This window comes from Corynebacterium provencense (assembly GCA_900049755.1).
Lineage (GTDB): Bacteria > Actinomycetota > Actinomycetes > Mycobacteriales > Mycobacteriaceae > Corynebacterium > Corynebacterium neomassiliense.
Map to the genome: position 1 here is coordinate 676640 of LT160592.1, position 21187 is coordinate 697826.

Here is a 21187-nt window from a genome sequence, read left to right on the forward strand (position 1 = left end):
CGACAACCTGGGCGGCGGACTACCCGACATGGACCCGGGGACGCCGGGATTCGTCCGGCTCCGCCCTGCGAAGGATCTCCCGTGTCACCGCCGCATTCTCACCCCGTCCGACGGCCAGGAAACGCAGCATCTCCCGTACCGGCGAACCTGAACCCCACCCGAAGTAGAGGTCCGGGACAACCCCGGTGAACTCCCGGATGTCCAGGGCGAGCGCCGCGACAGCGTTGGGCACCGCCGTGGCCGCGACCCGCAGCACCGGCACACCGTCGACAGAACTCCCGCTGACCTCCAACGGCCGGGAGAAGGCGCTGGGGTCGCGGACAGTGATCTCCAGGAAGACCAGCGGACGGTCGTCGACCAGCCGGTTGACACTGCGCACCTGCCGGTCGCAGCGACCGTAGCCGCCGTCACCGCCGTCATGGGTCACCGCGTGAGGGACCAGCCGCAGCTCCCCGGAACCGGCGACCGTGGCACGCAGGATATTCTCCGCGGCGCGGTCGTAGCGGACCTCGTTGCCCCGCAGCTCCAGGGACCGGCCCACCCGGGACACCGCGGAGACCAGGAGGATACCGAGGATGAACCACACCGCCACCCGGACGCCGTCCGGACGCTCAAGGACATTGGCCACCAGGGTGTACCCCAGGACCACCGCGACCACGGAGAACAGGCCCCGGAGCCGACGTTGGCCCGCGCGTGAGGCAGACAGGGTCACCGCCACCGCTCCCGAGGTCAGCAGGACCAGGACCCCGGTAGCGTACGCACCCGACTGGGCGTCGACGTCCGCCCGGAAGACCAGAACCAGGACCACCGCCACAGCGCTGAGCACCATCACCATGGGGCGCGACCTGCGGGCCCACTCCGGGGCCATGCCGAACGCAGGAAGATACCTGGGGATGAGTGCGAGCAGCCCCGCCATCGCCGACGCCCCGGCGAACCAGAGGACCGCGATGGTCGCGGTGTCGTAGACATTGCCCACCACGTCTCCGTACTGTTCATGCGCCAGCCAGGCCAGTGCCCTGCCGTTGGCGTCCCCTCCTGCGGCCAACTGGTCACCGGGCACCAGCATCGTCACGCACAAGGACGAGGCGATGAGGAAGGCGCTCATGACAAGGGCGCTGACGAGCACGAGCCGCCGTCCGAGCCGGATCCGGGACTCCCGGGGACGGTCCGGGTCCGTCGGACGGATCAACGGCATCACCGACACACCGGTCTCGAATCCGGACAGTCCCAGCGCAAGCTTCGGGAAGACGATCACGGCGACAGCGATCATCGCCCAGGGGGACGAATGACCCGCCTGCAGTGCACCGGTCCAGTCCGCGACATGGCCGGGTTCAGTGACGATCCGCCACAGCCCGCCGACCAGCACCGCAGCAGTCAGCCCCAGGTAGACGGTCACCAGCACCACGGAGACCCTCACGGCCTCGCGGAAGCCCCTGAGGAACACGGCCGCCAGGGCGGCGACGAGTGCGAGACTCACCGGTATGACCCACGGATCCGAGGAACTGCTCAGCAGATGGGTCGCCGCGTCCGACGCCGACAGTGACACAGTGATCATGAAGTCGCAGGCGGCGAAGCCCAGGAGAACCAGGATGAGCAGTTTCCCCTTCCACCCCGTGACCATGCGCGCCAGCATGCCGATCGAACCGAGTCCGTCCGGCGACTCCCTGGCTATGCGCCGGTAGACCGGGACAGCCCCGCACACCGTGACGACAACCAGGATGACAGTGGCGACCGGGGCGAGCGCGCCGGCGGCCGCGACGGCGATGCCGGGTTGGTAGCCGAGGGTCGAGAAGTAGTCCACACCGGACAGGCAGAGCACCTGCCACCAGGGATGACGACTGTCCCTGGCGGGGGTACGGAGAGGCCCGGGATTCTGCGCCGTGAAGGCGTCGAGGCGCATGGGTGACGCGCCCTGTGCATTCTGCATGAGCGGAAAAAGTACGCCGCTCACGGTCACCGGACAAGATACCGGAGACAGTGAGCGGCATAAACAACCGAAAGGTGGAGGGCACCGCCCTGAAGAACGATCGTGACCTGCAGGAAGAAGGTCAGATCAACGGACGACCAGAGGTGCTTTCTGGAAGCTCTTGAGGTCGGTGTACCCGCACTTGGCCATGGAGCGGCGCAGACCGCCGACAAGATTCTCCTCACCGTAGGGGTTGTCCGTCGGGCCGAAGAGGAGCTTCTCCAGCGGAACGGTCTCACGGGTCAGCGAACCGTAGGCACCGGAGACCGAGTCCACCTCCCCGCGGGGCAGCTGGGGGTGGGCGGCGACAGAAGGCCAGAAGAATCCCTGACCACCCGAATTCTCCGCGGACGCCAGGGGTGCACCGAGCGCGACCGCGTCCGCACCACAGGCGATGGCCTTGGCGATGTCACCGGAGGACATCAGCTGGGAGTCGGCGATGACGTGGACGTACCGCCCGCCCGTCTCGTCGAGGTAGTCCAGCCGGGCAGCCGCGGCGTCCGCCACAGCGGTGGCCATCGGCACATCGATCCCCAGGGTGGTGACGTTCGTCGTCGTGCCCGCACCGACGATGACACCGGCCACACCCGTGCGCATCAGGTGCATGGCGGTGGTGTAGTCCACCACACCGCCGGCGATGACCGGTGCGTCCAGTGAACCGACGAACTCCCGCAGGTCCAGGGGTTCACCGTCAGAGTAGACATGCTGGGCGGAGATCAGTGTGCCCTGGATGACCAGCAGGTCGAGGCCTGCACGGATCAGCGCGGGCGCCAGTTCACGGGCGTTCTGCGGCGAAACCCTCACACCGAAGGTGACCCCGGAGTCCCGGACCCGGGCGATCCGCTCCGCCAGAAGCCCGTTGTCGACGGGGGCGGCATGCAGCTCCTGCAGAACCGCCTGCGCCGCGAAACCCGGCTCCGGCAGACCCAGGGGATCATCTCCCCCGGCGGCGGCACGGACCTTGGCCAGTGCCCCCTCAAGATCCGGCTGACGACCCCACAGGCCTTCGGCGTTGATGACGGGGAGACCACCGAGCCTGCCGAACTCCACGGCGAGCTCCGGGGTGACCACGGCGTCCGAGGGGTGGGTCATCACGGGGATGTCGAAGCGGTAGGCGTCGATCTTCCAGGTGGTGTCGACGTCATGGGACGAGCGGGTGCGACGGGAGGGGACGATGTCGACCTGGTCGAGTCCGAAGACCCGTCGGGCCGACCGACCCATTCCGATACTGACCTGATCCTGCATGTGTGTGTTCCTTCCCGAGCGCTCCGGGGACCGGTCTAGCGCTGGTAGTAGTTCGGTGCCTCGACGGTCATGGTGATGTCGTGCGGATGGGACTCGCGCAGCCCTGCTCCGGTGATCTGCACGAAGTGCGCGTCGTTGAGCTCGTCGATGGTGTGGGAACCGGTGTAGCCCATCGCCGCACGCAGCCCACCGACCATCTGGTAGACGATCCCGTCGACGTTGCCGCGGAAGGGGATCCGTCCCTCGATCCCCTCCGGAACCAGCTTCTCCTCGTTCTTCACGTCGGCCTGGAAGTACCTGTCCTTGGAGTAGGAACGCTGTTCCCCGTGCAGTCCACGGCCCTTCATCGCCCCGAGGGACCCCATACCCCGGTACATCTTGTACTGCTTACCGTTGACCACGGTGATCTCACCCGGGGCTTCCGTGGTCCCGGCGAGAAGTGAGCCCAGCATGACCGACGAGGCACCCGCGGCGAGGGCCTTGGCGATGTCCCCGGAGTACTGCATTCCGCCGTCGGCGATGATCGGGACACCAGCTCTGCGGGCAGGGACGGCCGCCTCCAGGATCGCGGTGATCTGCGGTGCCCCGACGCCGGCGACGACACGGGTCGTGCAGATCGAGCCCGGCCCGATACCGACCTTGATCGCGTCAGCGCCCGCCTCGATCATCGCCTCGGCCGCACCCCGGGTGGCGAGATTGCCGCCGATGACGTCGATCCGGTCACCGAACTCCTTCTTCACCCGCGCGACCATCTCCAGGACGCCGGTGTTGTGGGCGTGTGCGGTGTCCACGACCAGGGCGTCGACCCCGGCGTCCACCAGTGCACCTGCACGCCGCCAGGAATCCTCACCGGTTCCGATGGAGGCGCCGCACAGCAGCCGTCCCGAGCCGTCCTTTGCCGCGTCCGGGAACTTCTCACGCTTCGCGAAGTCCTTCACGGTGATCAGGCCGGTGAGCTTCCCCGCCCCGTTGACGATCGGAAGCTTCTCTACCTTGTTCTCACGCAGCAGGCGCAGGGCGGCGTCGGCGGAGACGCCCTCCTGGGCGACCACGAGCGGCATCGGGGTCATGACATCGGCGACCTTCACGGAGAAATCCTCCTCGAAGCGCATGTCACGGTTGGTGCAGATGCCGACGAGCATGCCGTCACCGTCGACGACCGGAAGCCCGGAGATACGGTACCTGGCGCACAGGGCGTCCACCTCGGCGATGGTCATCGACGGGGTGCAGGTCACGGGGTCGGAGACCATGCCGGCCTCACTGCGCTTGACGATCTCGACCTGCTCGGCCTGGTCCTCCACCGAAAGATTGCGGTGGAGGATACCCATTCCCCCCTGCCGTGCCATGGCCACTGCCATCCGACCTTCGGTGACGGTGTCCATCGCCGCTGAAATAATCGGCACGTTCAGCGTGATGTTCCTGGTCAGCCTGGTCTTCGTCACCACATTGGAGGGGATGACGTCAGACGCCGCGGGAAGAAGAAGGACGTCGTCGAAGGTCAGGCCGACAAGTTCCACCTTCCTCGGGTCGTCGCCTCCGGTGGTCACGTACTGAACGTCGCTCATGCCCTTGAGATCCTCCTGCATCCGTGGATACCGCCCTTGTCTGGGTCGTGTGCACCCGATGTCGCGCGCCGGTCCAGCGCGACCGTGTACGGATCAGGATAACCCCCCGCCGCCGGTGGGCCGACATCAGCGCCGACATCCCGGCTGCGGACCTGTACGGTGGAGTACGTGAACTTCGATGACGCCCTGATGCCGCCGGACCCTTTCGCCGGGGACCCGAATGACCCGGCATCGTTCCTCGAACCGGACGACGACGGTCCTGCGGGACCTGTCTCCGAGGAGGAACGCCTCATGCTGCAGGAGGACCTGGCGAATATCCGACGGTTCCGCACCCTGCTGGAGCCCCGGGGGGTACGGGGGATCTCGATGCTCTGCGAGGACTGCGACGAGCTCCACTACTACGACTGGCCGATCATCACGGCGAACATCACCACCATGCTCAACGGGGACACGGTCCCCGTCCACGAGCCCGGCGCCGACCCGGACCCGGACTTCTACGTGTCCTGGGAATACTGCGCCGGCTATGCGGACGCCGTCGACTGGATGAACCGGGGACGCCGGGGACACAACCCGCGGTTCGGGCACTGAGACCTGCGGGCCGGAGGCCCGGTCAGAGGTACGGGATCCGCAGCCCTGCGGCCTGCTGCACGGCAGGTTCCGGCAGTCCCGGTGCACCGTCAGCGCCGGGGACCACCGGCAGCGGCTCGGCCGAAGGATCCGCCGGGCCGGGCAGCGGCTCGGCCGAAGGATCCGCCGGGCCGGCGGGTGCGGTGGTCGGCTGCGGTTCCCCGGTACCGTCCGGGGAGGTCGTCACGGTGGGATCGTCCGTGTCCGTCGGGTCAGTCCCCGGATCCGTCGTGGGCTCCGCGGACGGGGTGGTTTCGGTGGGCTCCGCCTGACCTGACGTCTGCCCGGGGAGCTCTCCCGGGTCCTCCGGAAGTCCGACCGGTGAACCGTCAGCCGCACCGGCGGGCTCCGACACAGGTGCGGTGGTCGTGGTGGTGGCGGACTTCCGCGCCGTAGAGGTTCCCCGGGAGCTGCCGGCGTCGCCGTCGGAGGTGGGTGTGCCGGACGTCTCCTCCGGTCCGGTCACCTCACTGTGCCCGGGGATACCCGGAATCGCACCGTGGTATGCGGCGACTCCGAAACCGCCCACAGCTATCGCTGCAGCGACACCGCCGGCGATCACCATGCCGGTGACGGACAGTCCGCCTGCGGCTGCGGCTCTTCCGGTCAGTCCCAGACCCCGGCGTCCCTGCCGGTGACGTCCGGTCGCCGTGGCGAGCGGGACGACATCTGCCTCCTCTTCGGGGGACACTGCGGCCTCCGGACCCGGGACGCGCGCGGGGACGGGAAAGATTTCGGTGGCGGTGTCGTCACCGGACGCCGTGTCCGGCAGCACCGAGGTGACATCCGGCGGGAGCACGGGGTGGAGCCGGGCGGCGCGGTCAAGCTCACCCCTGGCAGCAGCGAGGAGTCCGAGGAGCCTGTCGCCGTCCTCCGGTACTACGCCGGCGGCGATGTCGTCGATGAGCCGGTCGACTGCGTGAAGGGCCGCGGTGTCCTCGCCGAATCCGGGTTCCGACACCCGGGTCCCCTCCCCCGGTTCGGGCACAGAGGATTCGCCGAACTGGTCCGGGTACCGGTCGCTCATCGCTGTGTCCTCACATCCTCGTGCCCGCTGTCCCGTTCCTCGAGTACCGAGCGCATCTTGGCCAGGGCCCGGAACTGTGCGACGCGCACAGCACCAGCCGTCGAACCGACGATTGCTGCGGTCTCTTCGGCGGAATATCCGCCGAAGACTCTGAGGGTCACGATCCTGCGTGCCTTCTCGCCCAGCACATCGAGGAGTTCGGAGACTTCGTTACACGCACTGCCCTCAATTGTGAGGGATTCCGGAGTGTCGGTAGTCACTTCACTGTCCGGCACGTCGTCAGTGGGAACGGAGAGGTCGCGGCTCTGGGAACGGCGGGCGTCGACGATCTTGTTCGCGGCTATACGGTACACGAACGCCATGAACGGACGACCCTCCTCCCGGTATCCCGGCAGCGCCCGGGCGACGGCGAGGCAGATCTCCTGCGCAAGGTCCTCCGGAGTCGGGTACCGGGTGGGCTGGACCCGGAGCCGGCAGTATCGCAGCACCTGGGGATGGACGACATTGATGACCTGCTGGACCGCAGACCGGTCCCCTGCCACGGCGGCGGGAACCAACCGGGACAGCTGCTCGTCAGTGTCGTCAGTCGTCTTCATCGTCCCGTCTTCGTCAGTTTCCTGCCGGCCTTCTCCGGCGCCTGCCCTGGTACCCGCTCCGGTATATGGATGTGTCGGTCCAGACCTCTCCAGACCGATCCAGACCGATCCAAGTACCGGGCCATTCGGAAATTACCACAGGTCCGACCGCCGTCCCGCACTGATCGAACGGTGTTCGAAATACATTCATGTTGTAGCAGCATCTCTACTTCACCCCCTTACGGGGGTTCTTTTTCCCGGTTCACCCTGCCGTCGGCAACTTTCTCCCCTAATGTCTGTTCCCGGGAGAAATACGGGACGAACAGGGGATCCACGTTCCGGGACACACGGACAGAACATTCGACATCTGCCGCACAAAAGGCTGTTACCTGGCGTTCACGACCGCAGGCGATGCTGTGGTCAACGGATCACAAGACGGTGATCCACTGTCACGAGGAGAACACAGCATGCCGCAGCCGAGCCAGCTTCCGGGTCCGACAGCCGATTTCTGGGAGTGGCAGCTCCACGGCTCATGCCGAGGTGCAGACTCCTCGGTGTTCTTCCATCCCGACGGGGAGCGGGGACGCGCACGTGCCATGCGCGAGCACCGCGCCAAGGCCATCTGCCGGGAGTGCCCGGTACTGGAGAAGTGCCGCGACCACGCCCTGGCCGTCGGTGAGGTCTACGGCATCTGGGGCGGGATGAGCGAGTCCGAGCGGGCCACCGTCGACCGCCGTAACCGTGCCGCCAGAATCAGCCGCACCGCCACCAGGGTCTCCGCGTAGGATCCACAGGACTCCCGCGAAACGGGTCGGTGTCTGCCGTCAGGACACCTGCGCGTCCCCGGACCCGCCGGAACCCCGGCGGCAGACACCGGAACAACACACGAGGGGCCCGGTTCCGTGAACGGAACCGGGCCCCTCGTCGAACAGTCCGGGACAGCTGTCCCCGAGAATCTGCCGGGGAAAACCTGCCCGGGAAAACGGTCAGTGCTGGTGGCCGTGGCCGGCTGCCGACGGAGCGGCCTTCTCCGGCTTCTCCACGACAGCGGTCTCGGTGGTGAGCACCATCCGTGCCACCGAGGTCGCGTTGACCACGGCGGAGTGGGTGACCTTCACCGGGTCGATGATCCCCTGTGCGACGAGGTCGCCGTACTCCCCGGTGGCGGCGTTGAAGCCCTCACCGTTGGGCAGGTCGGAGATCCGCGAGACGACGACGGCACCGTCAAGTCCGGCGTTCTCCGCGATCCAGTACGCCGGACGACGCAGGGCACGGGCCAGGGCCTTGACCCCGAGAGCCTGGTCACCGTCGAAGGAACCGGCGAAGTCCTCGAGTTCCGCGGCGATCTGCACCAGGACGGAACCGCCACCGGCGATGACGCCCTCCTGGGCGGCGGCGCGTGCGGCGTTGATGGCGTCCTCGATGCGCAGCTTGCGCTCGTTGACCTCGGTCTCCGTCGCACCTCCGGCGCGGATGACGGCAACGCCGCCGGACAGCTTCGCGAGACGCTCCTCGAGCTTCTCACGGTCCCAGGTTGAGTCGGTGCGCTCGATGTCGGCACGGATCTGGTTGCGCCGCGCCTCGAGCGCCTCGGCCGTGCCGGCACCGTCGACGATGACGGTCTCGTCCTTGGTGACCGTGATCCGTCGGGCGGTACCCAGCTGGTCGAGGGTCACGTCGGCGAGGTTTCCACCGACCTCCTTGTCGACCACGGTGCCTCCGGTGACGACGGCGAGGTCGTCCATGAAGGCCTTCCTGCGGTCACCGAAGTACGGAGCCTTGACCGCGACAACCTTGATCGACTTCCGGATCGAGTTCACCACCAGCATCTGCAGCGGTTCACCCTCGACGTCCTCGGCGACGATGAACAGCTGCTTGCCGGACTTGGCGACCTGCTCGAGAACCGGAAGGAAGTCCGGCAGCGAGCTGATCTTCTCCCTCACGAGGAGGACGAGGGCGTTCTCCAGGACCGCGTGGCCGGTCTCCTCTTCGGTGACGAAGTAGGGGGACAGGTAGCCCTTGTCGAAGGAGACACCCTCGGTGACGACGAGTTCGTCGGCGACCGACTGCGACTCCTCGACGGTGAGCACGCCGTCCCTGCCGACCTTCTCCATCGCCTCGGCGACCTTCCCACCGATCTCAGCGTCGCGCGAGGAGACGGTGGCGACATTGGCGATCGAGGAGCTGTCCGCCACCGGGGTGGCGCGCTCGCGGAGCAGTTCGAGGACCTTGTCGGCGGCCGCGGAAATGCCCTTGTTGAGCTCCAGCGGGTTACCCCCGGCGGCGACTATCCGCAGTCCTTCGTTGATCAGTGCCCGGGCCAGCAGGGTGGCCGTCGTGGTGCCGTCACCGGCGATGTCGTTCGTCTTGATGGCGACCGACTTCACCAACTGGGCCCCGAGGTTCTCGAAAGGATCCTCGAGATCGATGTCCCGGGCGATGGTGACGCCGTCATTGGTGACGGTCGGGCCACCGAAGGCCTTCTGCAGCACGACGTTCCGGCCCTTGGGGCCGAGGGTGACGCGCACGGAATCCGCCAGCGTGTCGACACCGCGCTGGAGACCTTCCCTGGCCTCCTGGTCAAATGCGATGAGTTTCGACATGGGGCTCCTACTTCTCGATGACGGCGAGGATGTCGCGCTGGCTGAGGAGCAGGTACTCCTCGCCGTCGTACTTCAGCTCGGTACCGCCGTAACGGGAGAAGACGACGGTGTCGCCCTCCTTGACGTCCATCGGAATACGGTCGTCGTCATCGGCCCAGCGGCCCGGACCGACGGCCACGACGGTGGCCTCCTGCGGCTTCTCCTTGGCGGAGTCGGGGATGACCAGACCGGATGCGGTGGTGGTCTCAGCCTCGACGATCTGGACGAGAACCCGGTCCTCGAGCGGCTTGATGTTGACGTTGGCCACGATGAATACCTCCGTGTATTCGGGTCGGATGAAGAGCATGTGCCGGTTGGTGCCTGCACAGCCGTCGTCGCGGGTGAACAACTGTGTGTCAATCAACCAACTGGCACTCTACCCCTCCAAGTGCTAGCCCTCAACCCTTTCGACTGCCAGACTGTCCGCCCGCCCCGGCGCCACGGCGGGCCGCACAAGCGGAACCTCGACATCCAGGGACGGGTCCGTGGCCGCACCCAGGCCGCTGGGGGCCGCACCCGCCCTGATCAGATGGGCGGCCAGCGTCGCCGTCATCACCCCGTTGTCGGTGCACAGGGCAGGTTCAGGCACGTGCAGGGTGATCCCGGCGTCCGCACACCGCTGCGCCGCAAGTTCCCTCAACCTCCGGTTCGCCGACACACCACCACCGAGCAGCAGCACCCGGGCACCGGTGTCACGGCACGCCCGCACGGCCCTGGCGGTGAGCACGTCGACCACCGCCTCCTGGAAGGACGCACACAGATCCTGCACAGGCACGGTCTCCCCGCGACGTCCCGCCTGCTCCACATACCGTGCCACCGCGGTCTTGAGACCGGAGAAGGAGAAGTCGTACTCCTGCCCGGACGTCCGGGACAGTCCCCGCGGGAACCTGACAGCCTCCGGGTCGCCCCCTGAGGCCAGCCTGTCGATGACCGGACCGCCCGGATACCCGAGCCCGAGGAGCCTGGCCACCTTGTCATAGGCCTCCCCCGCCGCATCATCGAGAGTCGAGCCGAGCTCCTTCATCGGCCGGCCCGTTCCCCGGACCTCGAGAATCTGCGTGTGCCCGCCGCTGACCAGCAGTGCCACCGCATGCGGAAGATCACCGGGCACACCGGCGTCCCGTCCGGGGTCACCGGTGTGCAGCGTGTCCACCGCAACATGCCCTCCCAGGTGGTTGACCCCGTAGAAGGGAACCCCCCACGCCGCGGCGCACGCCTTCGCCGCCGCCGCACCGACGAGCAGGGCCCCGGCACGGCGTCCGGCCGGGTCCTCCCTGTCGCAGCCTCCAGGTCCGCCCTCGCAGCCTGCAGGGTCGGGACGAATGCCTCCAGATGCGCCCTCGACGCGATCTCCGGGACCACCCCACCGAACCTCGCATGCTGTTCCATCGACGAGGCGACCCGGTTGCTCACCATCGTGACCGTGCCGTCCGAACCCAGTTCGACAATCCCGACACCCGTCTCGTCACAGGAACTCTCCACACCCAGGACCGTCAGCACGCCCCCGTCCGGGACAACAGGCGCGACGTCATTCCGGAGAGCTGCCGCGTTGCCGTCCACCCCGGAGGACGCCGACCTTCCCGGGACCTCACGGGTCCCGCGGGCCGGACGCCGCATCGTGTACGCGTCCGCTCCCGAGGGCTGGTAATACCCCTTCCTGACGCCCGTGACCTCGAACCCGTAGCGACGGTACAGTCCCACCGCAGGAGCATTGTCGGTACGGACCTCCAGGAAAACCGGGCCGCCGTGGCGGTCAGCCAACTCCATCAGCGGGTCCATGAGCAGCACCGACCAACCGTGGCCGCGGGCAGGAGGGGCGAGCGCGATGGTGTGGATCTCGAACTCCGGGTCAGACAGAGGCCCCGTCATCGCCATTCCCGCGTACCCCAGCAGCTCACCCTCCCGGAACAGTCCGATGTACCTGGTGTGCCCTGCGGTGATCTCCGAGCGGAAGGCATCGGCGGACCAGGGTGAGTCGCCCTCGAAACTGAGCGCCTCGATCCCGGCGCACGCCTCGGCGTCCTCCACCGTCAACGCGGTGACGACCGGGGTGCCGACCGCCTCATCCAGATCCACCCCGCTGAAGTCCAGGGCCTCGGAAACGGGCCTGCGCACCGGCACCACCGCATCCGGACGTCGCAGGTAGAGAGCACGAAGAGGGGTGCCGGGACGCGTCAGCCCGGCTGCGGTGAGACGGTGGAGCGCGGCGGCGACCAGTCCCTCCGGCGTCGGATAAGCGTCACTGTCCACGCAGTTCCAGCCCTCCGGAACCGCGACCTTCCCTCCGGCGACCTCCCGGGTCACTGCAGCGGTCGCCGACGGATGTTCTGCGGTGAGGACGCTGGGTGAAGTGACCGCCGGACCCTCGACCGTCCGCCCGGAACGGGTGTCCACCACCGACCAGTACCACTCCCGGCGACGGGCGTCACTGACGACGAGGACGGTCGGGTCAGACACTCCGACCGCAGCCGGGCCCACCACTCCCCCCGAAGCGACGGCGACATGACTCTCCACTCCGTGCACCGGCACCGAAAGTGCCTCCCCGAAAGCCGCCGCCGTCGCCATCCCCACCCTCAGCCCGGTGAAGGGGCCCGGGCCCGTACCGACCACGACGGCATCCAGGTCGGCCGGAGACAGGCCGGCCTCGGCGAGACACTCGACGATACCGGGGGTGAGAATCTCCATATGCCCCCGAGGACTGTGGACGCAACGCTGCGCAAGGGTGCGCAGCTCCCCCTGACGGCTCCCCGAAACGGCCCCCGTCCCACTCCTGCTCCCGGCCGTGTCCGGGGCCGGGACGTCGACCACTCCGGCGACGACATAGGAGGTGGAGGTGTCTACCGCGAGAACATGCATGGGGACGAAGTCTAGTCTGCGGCGGCGGCGGGATAGAACCGCCGGCCAGCCGCGTCCACTCCCCCGAACCTTGCTGAAGATAAGGCGGAACCCCGCCGCACTCTCCATTTGCGGCGGGGGTCCTGTTGGATACACCCCTCACAGTGATCCGAGGCCCATTATGCACGCCCCCTCCCTGACACGCAACAGTCATCGGAGGAAAACCTGTGTTCTGTAATGTTCAGGGGTGAAACCGGGGGTGGCGAGCACGGGCAGACGCGGCACAGAGCCGGCACGCGCTCAGCTGGACCAGGCCCACCGGAGAATCCGGGGGGGCTCCTCCGCCAGATCCCCCACACCCGGACCCTCCTCTGGGTCGGACCGCAGGATCTCCACGTCGATCACACGGGACGACAGTGCCTCCACCACGCCCCGACCCCATTCCGCGACGAGTACCCGGTCACTGAGATCATCGTCGATGTCCAGGGACTCCAGCATGTCCAGCACAGTCTCACGAGGCAGGTCCGCGCCCTGCGGCCCCACCGCCGTGTCCACGGCGTCACCGAGGAGCCGGTAGGCGTCCATGTGCAGCATGCCGGTCCCCTCCGACCCGTCCGGCCTGATACCCGGCCGGTGCTCCCGGACCACGGTGAAGGTCGGGGAACGGACCTTGCCCGCAGCCCCGAGACCACGGGCGATCCCCTGGGTGAACGTGGTCTTGCCCGCGCCCAACGGGCCGGTCAGCACCACCACACTTCCCGGCTCCAGGACAGAACCGAGGTCCTCCCCCAGACTCCGCATGTCGGCAGCCGACTGCGCCGTCACCTCCCCCGAAGGCCCGGTGAAGTCGGCGCGCAGATCATTCACGGCAGAATCACTCCTGCACCGGAATTGTCCTCCGCGCCACCCTGGGCCCGCGCGGCATGGTGAGAATCTCGTAGTCGATCGTGTCCGCGGCGTCCGCGATCTCCCGGACAGGGCGTCCTCCCTCACCGAAGATCACCGCCCAGTCACCGGGGCGCACCCTGCTGCCCGGGCCGTCGGTGTCCGCAGCGGGGCCCAGGTCGATGACGATCTGGTCCATGCACACCCGGCCGATCTGCGGGAACCACGTGCCGTTGACCGTCACCCCGAACTTCCCGGACAAGGCCCTGGGAAGACCGTCGGCATATCCGAGTGCGACCACTGCCGTCCTGGTGTCCACCGGGGCGGTCCAGTGGTGCCCGTAGCTGACGCCCTCACCTGCTGCGACAAGCCGGGTGGTCACCACCCTCGCGCGTAGTGTCATGGCGGGCCGGAGGTCGACTCCACTGGGGATCGCGCACGGGTCCACCCCGTACATCCCCACGCCAGGACGCACCATCTCATGGCGCAGATCCACCCGGGACAGTGCCGCAGGAGTGTTGGCGATATGGTTCACCGGCACGTCCAGGCCACGGACCCGACACTCCTCGATCCGCGCAGAGAACCGCCGCTCCTGCAGGTCGGTGACCGGTGAGATCGGGTCATCGGCACTGGCAAGGTGAGAAAACAGTCCGGTGACCTCGATCTTTCCCGAATCCACGGCAGCGTCCGCGCGATCGAGGGCAGTCGGCCACTCCGCAGGGCTGATACCGGACCGGGACAGGCCGGTATCCACCATCAGTCCGACCTTCACTGTTCTGCCGGCGGCCGTCGCCGCAGCAACGACCGAATCGAGGTGCGCCACCGAGGGAATCCCGAAGGTGATGTCACGTGCGACAGCGTCACCGAGATCCTCGCCCTCCGCCAACCAGATCCATGCGGTGACCGGTGCTGCGACGCCGGCGTCACGCAGTGCCACAGCTTCGCCGAGGGTCGCGACCCCGAGAGCGGACGCGCCGGCGTCCACGGCAGTACGCGCGATGTCGACCATTCCGTGGTTGTACCCGTCCGCCTTGACGACAGCCATCAGGCCCGCCGGGGCGACATGTGCGGCGAGTGTCCGCACGTTGTGGGCCACCGCCCCGAGATCGACGACAGTTTCTGCGAGAACGTGGGTGTTCGTGGTTCCGTTCCTTACCTATTCGACCGTGACCGATTTGGCCAGGTTACGGGGCTTGTCAATGTCGGTGTTACCACACTGCCGGGCGATCTCGGCGGAGAGGAACTGCAGAGGCACCGTCGACAGCAGCGGCTGCAGCAGAGTTCCGGACGCCGGGATCTCCAGCAGGAAGTTCGCGTAGGGCCGCACAGACTCGTCGCCCTCCTCGGCGATGACGATCGTCCGCGCGCCCCGTGCCCGGATCTCCTGGATGTTCGTCACGATCTTCGAGTGCAGGATCTCCCTGCCCTGCGGCGACGGAACCACGACGACGACCGGGAGGTCCTCCTCGATCAGGGCGATCGGGCCGTGCTTGAGCTCCCCGGCAGGGAAACCCTCCGCGTGGATGTAGGCCAGCTCCTTGAGCTTCAGCGCACCTTCCAGGGCGACCGGATAGCCGACGTGCCTGCCGAGGAAGAGCATCGTCGGAATAGGTCCGAGCTCCTCGGCAAGCTCGTGGATCTGGCCCTTGAGGCCAAGAACCCGCTCGATCTTCGCGGGGATCTCCTCCAGCTGGTCGAAGATCGACTCGATCTCGTCCGGGTACTTCGTGCCGCGGGCCTGGGCGAGCGCGAGACCGACAATGTAATTCGCGGCGATCTGCGCGAGGAAGGCCTTCGTGGACGCCACGCCGATCTCCGGGCCCGCGTGCGTGTAGAGCACGGCGTCCGACTCCCTCGGAATCTGGGAGCCGTTGGTGTTGCACACCGCCAGTACCCGGGCTCCCTGGGTCTTCGCGTGCCGCACAGCTTCGAGAGTGTCGGCGGTCTCACCGGACTGGGAGACCGCGACGACGAGTGTCTGCTTGTCCAGGACCGGATCCCGGTACCGGAACTCGCTGGCGACCTCGATCTCGACAGGTAGTCTCACCCAGTGCTCGATCGCGTACTTCGCCAGCAGGCCGGAATGGTAGGCGGAACCGCAGGCGACGACGAAGACCTTGTCGACCTGCCGGAGGTCGTCGTCAGAGAGACGCTGCTCGTCGAGAATGACCCGGCCGTCGACGAAGTGGCCGGCCAGGGTGTCACGGATGGCTGCGGGCTGCTCGAAGATCTCCTTCATCATGAAGGAGTCGAACCCGCCCTTCTCCGCGGCGGCCAGATCCCAGTCGATGGTGAACGGACGTCCCTCGGCGGGGGTCCCGTCGAAGTCCATCACCCGGTAGGAGTCCCTGGTGATCACGACAACGTTGTCCTGACCGAGCTCGACAGCCTGACGGGTGTGCGCGATGAATGCCGCCACATCGGAGCCGAGGAACATCTCGTCGTCGCCGACACCGATGATCAGCGGGGTGGACCGCCTGCCGGCGATGATCTTCCCCGGCTCATCGACATGGGTAAACAGGAGGGTGAACGCGCCTTCCAGTCGCCTCAGGACCGACAGGGCGGACGCCTCGAAATCACCTGCGGTAGGGCCTGCGTTGTATGCCAGCGCCAGGAGATGGGCGGCAACCTCGGAGTCCGTCTCGCTGGTCAGTTCGATACCGGCGGCCTCAATCTCGGCACGGAGTTCGGCGAAGTTCTCGATGATGCCGTTGTGGACGATCGCGGCCTTGCCGTCGAAAGAGACGTGGGGGTGAGCGTTGACGTCGTTCGGTCGTCCGTGGGTCGCCCATCGGGTGTGACCGATGCAGGTCGACCCGGCGAACCGGGAACTGTCTCCGCCACCGTCGGCGGCTATCTGGTCCAGCAGGTTCGCCAACTTGCCGGCCTTCTTCTCCACCACAAGCTCACCGGGTCGGACGACCGCGATCCCTGCGGAGTCGTATCCCCGGTACTCCATCCGCGCCAGTGCGTCCAGACCGATGTCAAGGGCACTGACGTTGCGTGCCGCGTCTCCGACGTAACCAACGATTCCACACATGCGCACTACCCTACCGAGAGCGACGCCGCGGGGTTACTCCGGTGTGCCCGGAGACGTCCCGACCACAGTGCACCACCGTCACAGAAGGTCGGTGGGCGCTGTCCGGCCCGGGCGGGGGAGGTACGGAGCAGAGAGCGGGGACGCCCGGGGCGGGGGAAGTCGTCGGCGTCGGCCGGGCTGACGCTGAACGAAAGCCGGGGAATACCGCCGCAGGTCGCAGCGATCCCGGGTTGCCGCAGGACCGGCAGGGGCCTGTTCCCCTACTATTGGGAACGTGGCTGTCAAAGTGAAGAATCTCGTCGATCAACTGGGCAGACCGGGCCCCTACGATGTGAAAGTGGGTGACCTGGGTGTGACCGGCTTGCCCGGCAGGATCTACGTGCCGGTGGAGGGTTCCGGTGGCGCAGGCCGTGTCGGACGCCGTGGCCGTATCTCTGTTCCGGGTCTGGTATTCGGACATGACTGGTGCACCGGGGTGGACGCCTACCATGTGACACTTCGTCATCTCGCCAGCTGGGGTATTGCGGTCGCTGCCCCGGACACAGAGACCGGTTTCGTCACCGACCACGCCGGTTTCGCTGCAGACCTTGAGTCCTCACTGCAGGTACTCACCGGGGTGAAGTTCGGGTCGGGCACCACTGTCACAGACCCGGACCGCCTGTACCTGGCCGGACACGGCATGGGGGCCGGGGCTGCTGTGCTCACCGCAGCAGGACGGGCGCCTGCCGGGCAGGACCGGCAGAACAGACCGTCCCTGCGGGGTGTGATCGCGGTGTACCCGTCGGACACCACCCCGAGCTGTTACGGGGCAGCCCGCAGGGTGGAGACACCGGGACTGGTGCTCGACGCCGGACGCCCCGGAACCGTTCCCGCCGGAAACGCCTCCCGTCTTGCTGCGAACTGGCGGGGTCCGGTGGTCTACCGCCGCATCCTCAAGGGTTCCCCCGCCGGTTTCAGCGAACCGATCCTCCGCAAGGCACTCCTGGGTGGAGCCGGCCCGGAGTTCGGAGTGCAGGATCTCCTGAGAGCACTCATGGTCGGATTCATCACCGGTGACGGTGCCCTGGACTCCTCGTTGTCCCGTGACTGCGCCACATTCCACGACCCGGAGACCGCTGTCAAGGGCACGGCCACCGCAACGCGCAGAGAATTGTTCGAGTCTCTGCCGGAATTCGGCGATCCGGTGGACAAACTGCAGCAGGCGCTCCTGAAGCTCTGACCGTCAACGCCGGGAATACGGACACCGTCGATCCGACGTACGTCCACCTGTTGACGTGTAGCCGTCTCCGCAGTCGCCTCCGGATGACGGGTCAGCCCACCAGGCACAGCCCGTTTTCCGGGCACCGGGTCCTATCTTCCTCCCTCGTTGAAGATCTCAGGGCCTGACAACGTTCTGCCACCACGCGGCCGCAGCTGCCCCCGGTTTCCGCTGACATCATGAAGCACAGCCCGCCCGGCCCCCGGCAATTTTTCCTGTTCGTCGACGGCGGTCTCGGCGCTGACCTGCTCCGCCAGTTTCTGCAGTATCTCCGTCTGTGCACGGAACGCGGCGAGGAACTCCTCGCTGAGTGCGTGTACCGACCCCATGTACTTCTCCACGGCGCGACGGTGACTGTCCGTGAGCTCTGCCCCGTGACTCTGCCTCTGTTCACTGCGGTACCACGCCGTCCCACTCACCATTCACCTGCCGTCTCCGGGGCTTCCGCCTGCACCCCGTCAGCGGTGACCCACACATCCGGACTCCAGCTCTCTCCCGCTCCGACGCTGCTGTCCTGCATCGACTCGTCCCTGCCCGGTTCTCCGTTCCCACCGGCCGCGTCGGCTCCCCCGACGCCTCCCCCGTCGCCTCCGGGCTCCACCCCTGCAGAGAGGACAGCCGGAACCTCCTGGGAAGGTGTGCGTCCGGTCTTGTCGAACCCCTCGACGGGGTCCACGCTGCCTGTCCCACCCGTGTCCGGAGACGGTGACCCGCTCTCTGAGGTCCCGGTACCGCCCCGTTCCGACGGCTCCGATTGCTCTGACTGCTCTGGCACCCCGGCATCACCAGGGGTGGGTTGGACCGGTACCTCCGAACAGGTGGCGACCGTGTCATCCTGTTCGTCCCCGCACATCCCGCCTGCACCGTCATTGCCGTCGGTGCCGTCGGTGCCGTCGGTGCACTCTGCGACGGTGGTGCCGCAGATGTCAGCATCACCCTGTTCCCCAGGTTGCGGGCATTTTTCGGGCGCACAGGCCTCGTGCTCCGGAACCGGGCAGACCGCCTCCGCTGCGGAGCTGCAGTCACCCGCCGTAATCTCTACGACAGCCTCAAGACTGCAGTTGCGTTGCTCCAGCAGTCCGGTCACCGTGTCCACGGCACCCCTGGCAAGCTCTCCCGCCAGTTCGCAGGACAGTGGTCCCCCTGCAACCGAACCCGTGCCGGAGACTGCGCCGGACACGGAACCGATCAGCCCGCACACATTGTCCACCAGAACAGCAACGGCATCCGCGCATCCCGTGGTGATCTGTTCCATCGAAGCGCCGCAGCTCGCCAACGAACCGGCAACTCCCTGCCACGCCTGATCGACTGTCGCGAGAACATCGCCGGTCCGGCACAACTGTCGGCAGGGTTCCCCCCCTGCTATCCCCTTCACGGCATCGGCAGCCTCGGTGACGAGCCCGCTGACCCCACAGTCACCGACGGCTCCCGCCTGCAGGGCCAGGTCAACGGTCCCTGACGCACTCCCTGACAGGGTGAGCGTGTCGAGCCCCCTCGTGTACTCGGAAACCTCACACATCCGATGAACCTGGGACTGTGGACACCCCGTGGCCGCCGCTGTAGCAGCCAGACTGCCCAGAGCGGTGTCGATACGCTGCTGCGCTGTGCTCACCGGAGGCCACCTCCACCGCGACCGCTCGCGGCGACGGCAGCGGAGGAGGCGTCATCTGCTGCCGATATCTGGGCCAGGGAACGGTCCACCGATTCCAGCATCCGGCCCAGGAGTGCAAGCAACCTGCGCCTCTCCTCCTGCACTGCTCCGACAGCCGCGAAAACTGTCGCCTGACGCTCTGCAAGACCGGTTCCGAACACCCCCGGGGGAATATCCGGGGAGCGGCCACCCGCTTCCGCCAGCCTCAGCGCCACCGCATCAGCGGCGGCCGCGACAGCTCTCCTCCCTCTGTCCGAATCGACATACATTCTGTCCACGGGTCTCCCTCCTCCAGTCATGTCCCGGCGGCGTCCGGCTCACCCCTGTTAGACTCCGCGGAAGACCTGCGGGTTCCCTCGGCGTCCCCACCCGGATTCCGGAACTCCCGGGAGACCGTGGCCGGTCACCCCTCCGATATCACCACGGCAGCGAGGCCACCTGCCACACGCTTGGCTTCGGCTGCCGTTGTCGCCTCGACCATCACCCGGTAGACCTGCTCCGTTCCACTGGGACGCAGCAGCACCCTTCCCGAGTCCCCCAGTTCCTTCTCCGCCGCGGCGACCGCGTCAGCGACAACCGGGGAGGAGTGAATCTTCTCCTTGTCCTCGACCGGAACATTGACGAGGGTCTGCGGAAGCACGGTCATCACAGACGCCAGTTCTTTCAGGGATTCCCCGGTCTCCGCCATGCGCGCCATGATCGACAGCCCCGTGAGGGTCCCGTCCCCGGTTGTACCGTGGGCCGGGATGACGACGTGACCCGACTGCTCTCCACCGAGAGAAAGGTCGTGGGCATTGAGTTCGGCGAGAACGTAACGATCACCCACCCTTGTCCTCCTCAGTGCGATGCCGTGTTCCTTCATCGCCAGGGCGAGCCCGAGGTTGGACATGACCGTGGCGACAAGGGTGTTCTTCCGAAGCTCCCCCTCCTCTTTCATCGCTACAGCGAGGATCGCCATGATCTGGTCACCGTCGACGACGTTGCCCTCGGAATCGACCGCCAGGCAACGGTCGGCGTCACCGTCATGGGCCAGACCCAGATCCGCATGGTTCTCCAGAACTGCGGTGCGGAGTACGTCGATGTGCGTGGAACCGCAGTTGTCGTTGATGTTGTAGGAGTTCGGATGATTGTGGATCGCGACCACGTCCGCCCCTGCCTGTGCATAGGCCTTCGGAGCAGCATCACTGGCAGCACCGTTGGCACAGTCGACGACCACCCTGATCCCGTCGAGGGGGGCGGGCACAGACGAGGCGAGATGGAACAGGTAGCGCTCCAGACCGTCCCCGGACTCCTCGATGATCCGCCCGATCCCCGCACCTGTCGGACCGGTCTCCGGCAGCTCCAGCATCGCTGCCTCAATCTCGTCCTCGACGGTGTCGTCAAGTTTCAGCCCACCTGCCGCGAAGAACTTGATCCCGTTGTCGGGCATCGGGTTGTGGGAGGCGGAGATCATCACACCCATGTCTGCCCCGTAGTCGTCTGTGAGGAAAGCGACCGCCGGAGTCGGGAGCACGCCGACATCGAGGACGTCCACCCCCTGTGACGCCATACCTGCGGACAGTGCCGACGCCAGCATTTCGCCTGATGCCCGAGGGTCCCTGCCGATCACGGCCACCGGTCGGCGCTGTGAATTCGGGGAGGTCTCGGTGAGTACCCGCGCTGCCGCCGCCCCCAGCCGTAGTGCGAGTGTTGCGGTCAGGGTCCGGTTGGCCAGACCGCGTACCCCGTCAGTTCCGAAGAGTCTGCTCATGGGCAGCAAGTCTAGTGGGTCCGAAGCCGTTGACTGTGTTCCGGGACAGGCCGACAGGACAGGAGTCTCCTCCGGGTGACGGCGTTCACACCCGTGGCGCCGGGCAGTTCCGCCGACCGGA

At 67.1% G+C, this 21187-nt stretch carries 17 protein-coding genes and 1 pseudogene; 3 read left to right on the forward strand and 15 right to left on the reverse strand.

All coding sequences use genetic code 11. From position 1 onward, the window contains the following. Positions 1–19 precede the first annotated feature (19 nt). The 3 genes from BN3906_RS02985 to guaB all read right to left on the reverse strand — a co-directional run bounded on the left by BN3906_RS02985 (position 20) and on the right by guaB (position 4776). Positions 20–1927, reverse strand: a complete 1908-nt coding sequence (locus BN3906_RS02985) for an amino acid transporter (RefSeq protein WP_261796813.1) — start codon at positions 1925–1927, stop codon at positions 20–22. 126 nt (positions 1928–2053) lie between these two features. Continuing rightward, positions 2054–3211, reverse strand: coding sequence for a GuaB3 family IMP dehydrogenase-related protein (locus BN3906_RS02990; protein WP_066583874.1), 1158 nt, complete (start codon positions 3209–3211; stop codon positions 2054–2056). Between the two features lie 35 nt (positions 3212–3246). Beyond that, on the reverse strand, positions 3247–4776 hold the full coding sequence (gene guaB, locus BN3906_RS02995) for an IMP dehydrogenase (RefSeq protein WP_066585961.1): 1530 nt from the start codon (positions 4774–4776) through the stop codon (positions 3247–3249). Positions 4777–4944: 168 nt separating this feature from the next. On the opposite strand from guaB, the gene BN3906_RS03000 reads away from it, so the two are divergent. Next, positions 4945–5364: a DUF5319 domain-containing protein gene (locus BN3906_RS03000; protein ID WP_227871189.1), complete on the forward strand. Its 420-nt coding sequence runs from the start codon at positions 4945–4947 to the stop codon at positions 5362–5364. A 22-nt stretch (positions 5365–5386) separates the two neighbouring features. On the opposite strand, the gene BN3906_RS03005 is transcribed toward BN3906_RS03000, so the two are convergent. After that, positions 5387–6430 carry a hypothetical protein gene (locus BN3906_RS03005; protein ID WP_066583884.1) on the reverse strand — a complete coding sequence of 348 codons (1044 nt, stop codon included), beginning with the start codon at positions 6428–6430 and terminating at the stop codon, positions 5387–5389. Beyond that, complete coding sequence (shbA, locus tag BN3906_RS03010; RefSeq protein WP_066583885.1) at positions 6427–7026, reverse strand: RNA polymerase sigma factor ShbA; 600 nt, start codon at positions 7024–7026, stop codon at positions 6427–6429. The genes BN3906_RS03005 and shbA overlap by 4 nt, the downstream gene beginning before the upstream one ends. Positions 7027–7472: 446 nt before the next feature. Between shbA and BN3906_RS03015 the strand changes: the two genes are divergently transcribed. Further along, positions 7473–7790 carry a WhiB family transcriptional regulator gene (locus BN3906_RS03015; RefSeq protein WP_066583888.1) on the forward strand — a complete coding sequence of 106 codons (318 nt, stop codon included), beginning with the start codon at positions 7473–7475 and terminating at the stop codon, positions 7788–7790. Positions 7791–7991: 201 nt separating this feature from the next. Here BN3906_RS03015 and groL read toward each other — a convergent pair whose 3' ends face one another. The 6 genes and pseudogenes from groL to glmS all read right to left on the reverse strand — a co-directional run bounded on the left by groL (position 7992) and on the right by glmS (position 16407). Continuing rightward, positions 7992–9608 carry a chaperonin GroEL gene (gene groL, locus BN3906_RS03020; RefSeq protein WP_066583890.1) on the reverse strand — a complete coding sequence of 539 codons (1617 nt, stop codon included), beginning with the start codon at positions 9606–9608 and terminating at the stop codon, positions 7992–7994. 7 nt (positions 9609–9615) lie between these two features. After that, complete coding sequence (groES, locus tag BN3906_RS03025) at positions 9616–9915, reverse strand: co-chaperone GroES (protein ID WP_066585967.1); 300 nt, start codon at positions 9913–9915, stop codon at positions 9616–9618. Positions 9916–10038: 123 nt separating this feature from the next. After that, positions 10039–12503, reverse strand: a pseudogene (gene tsaD, locus BN3906_RS15400) (tRNA (adenosine(37)-N6)-threonylcarbamoyltransferase complex transferase subunit TsaD). Between the two features lie 279 nt (positions 12504–12782). Further along, on the reverse strand, positions 12783–13349 hold the full coding sequence (tsaE, locus tag BN3906_RS03035) for a tRNA (adenosine(37)-N6)-threonylcarbamoyltransferase complex ATPase subunit type 1 TsaE (protein WP_066583892.1): 567 nt from the start codon (positions 13347–13349) through the stop codon (positions 12783–12785). Between the two features lie 7 nt (positions 13350–13356). Next, entirely contained in the window at positions 13357–14463 is a 1107-nt protein-coding gene (alr, locus tag BN3906_RS03040; protein WP_066583894.1) for an alanine racemase, read from the reverse strand. Positions 14464–14523: 60 nt separating this feature from the next. After that, a complete protein-coding gene (gene glmS, locus BN3906_RS03045) occupies positions 14524–16407 on the reverse strand; it encodes a glutamine--fructose-6-phosphate transaminase (isomerizing) (RefSeq protein WP_066585970.1) in 1884 nt (627 codons plus the stop codon). A 274-nt stretch (positions 16408–16681) separates the two neighbouring features. Between glmS and BN3906_RS03050 the strand changes: the two genes are divergently transcribed. After that, positions 16682–17626, forward strand: coding sequence for a dienelactone hydrolase family protein (locus tag BN3906_RS03050; protein WP_078057067.1), 945 nt, complete (start codon positions 16682–16684; stop codon positions 17624–17626). A gap of 131 nt (positions 17627–17757) precedes the next feature. Here the strand turns inward: BN3906_RS03050 and BN3906_RS03055 are convergent, their stop codons facing one another. The 4 genes from BN3906_RS03055 to glmM all read right to left on the reverse strand — a co-directional run bounded on the left by BN3906_RS03055 (position 17758) and on the right by glmM (position 21066). Further along, positions 17758–18087: a hypothetical protein gene (locus BN3906_RS03055; RefSeq protein ID WP_066583896.1), complete on the reverse strand. Its 330-nt coding sequence runs from the start codon at positions 18085–18087 to the stop codon at positions 17758–17760. Further along, entirely contained in the window at positions 18081–19184 is a 1104-nt protein-coding gene (locus BN3906_RS14340; RefSeq protein ID WP_147592703.1) for a hypothetical protein, read from the reverse strand. The genes BN3906_RS03055 and BN3906_RS14340 overlap by 7 nt, the downstream gene beginning before the upstream one ends. Positions 19185–19273: 89 nt before the next feature. Then, entirely contained in the window at positions 19274–19594 is a 321-nt protein-coding gene (locus BN3906_RS03070; RefSeq protein ID WP_147592705.1) for a hypothetical protein, read from the reverse strand. Between the two features lie 125 nt (positions 19595–19719). Next, positions 19720–21066 carry a phosphoglucosamine mutase gene (gene glmM, locus BN3906_RS03075; protein WP_066583908.1) on the reverse strand — a complete coding sequence of 449 codons (1347 nt, stop codon included), beginning with the start codon at positions 21064–21066 and terminating at the stop codon, positions 19720–19722. Between the last annotated feature and the right edge of the window lie 121 nt (positions 21067–21187).

Bases quoted from the DNA above. Each gene is read 5' to 3' on its own strand.
- BN3906_RS02985 (WP_261796813.1), bottom strand. From the start codon at position 1,927: ATGCAGAATGCACAGGGCGCGTCACCCATGCGCCTCGACGCCTTCACG.
- BN3906_RS02990 (WP_066583874.1), bottom strand. From the start codon at position 3,211: ATGCAGGATCAGGTCAGTATCGGAATGGGTCGGTCGGCCCGACGGGTC.
- guaB (WP_066585961.1), bottom strand. From the start codon at position 4,776: ATGAGCGACGTTCAGTACGTGACCACCGGAGGCGACGACCCGAGGAAG.
- BN3906_RS03005 (WP_066583884.1), bottom strand. From the start codon at position 6,430: ATGAGCGACCGGTACCCGGACCAGTTCGGCGAATCCTCTGTGCCCGAA.
- shbA (WP_066583885.1), bottom strand. From the start codon at position 7,026: ATGAAGACGACTGACGACACTGACGAGCAGCTGTCCCGGTTGGTTCCC.
- BN3906_RS03015 (WP_066583888.1), top strand. From the start codon at position 7,473: ATGCCGCAGCCGAGCCAGCTTCCGGGTCCGACAGCCGATTTCTGGGAG.
- groL (WP_066583890.1), bottom strand. From the start codon at position 9,608: ATGTCGAAACTCATCGCATTTGACCAGGAGGCCAGGGAAGGTCTCCAG.
- glmS (WP_066585970.1), bottom strand. From the start codon at position 16,407: ATGTGTGGAATCGTTGGTTACGTCGGAGACGCGGCACGCAACGTCAGT.
- BN3906_RS03055 (WP_066583896.1), bottom strand. From the start codon at position 18,087: ATGGTGAGTGGGACGGCGTGGTACCGCAGTGAACAGAGGCAGAGTCAC.
- BN3906_RS14340 (WP_147592703.1), bottom strand. From the start codon at position 19,184: ATGTGTGAGGTTTCCGAGTACACGAGGGGGCTCGACACGCTCACCCTG.
- glmM (WP_066583908.1), bottom strand. From the start codon at position 21,066: ATGAGCAGACTCTTCGGAACTGACGGGGTACGCGGTCTGGCCAACCGG.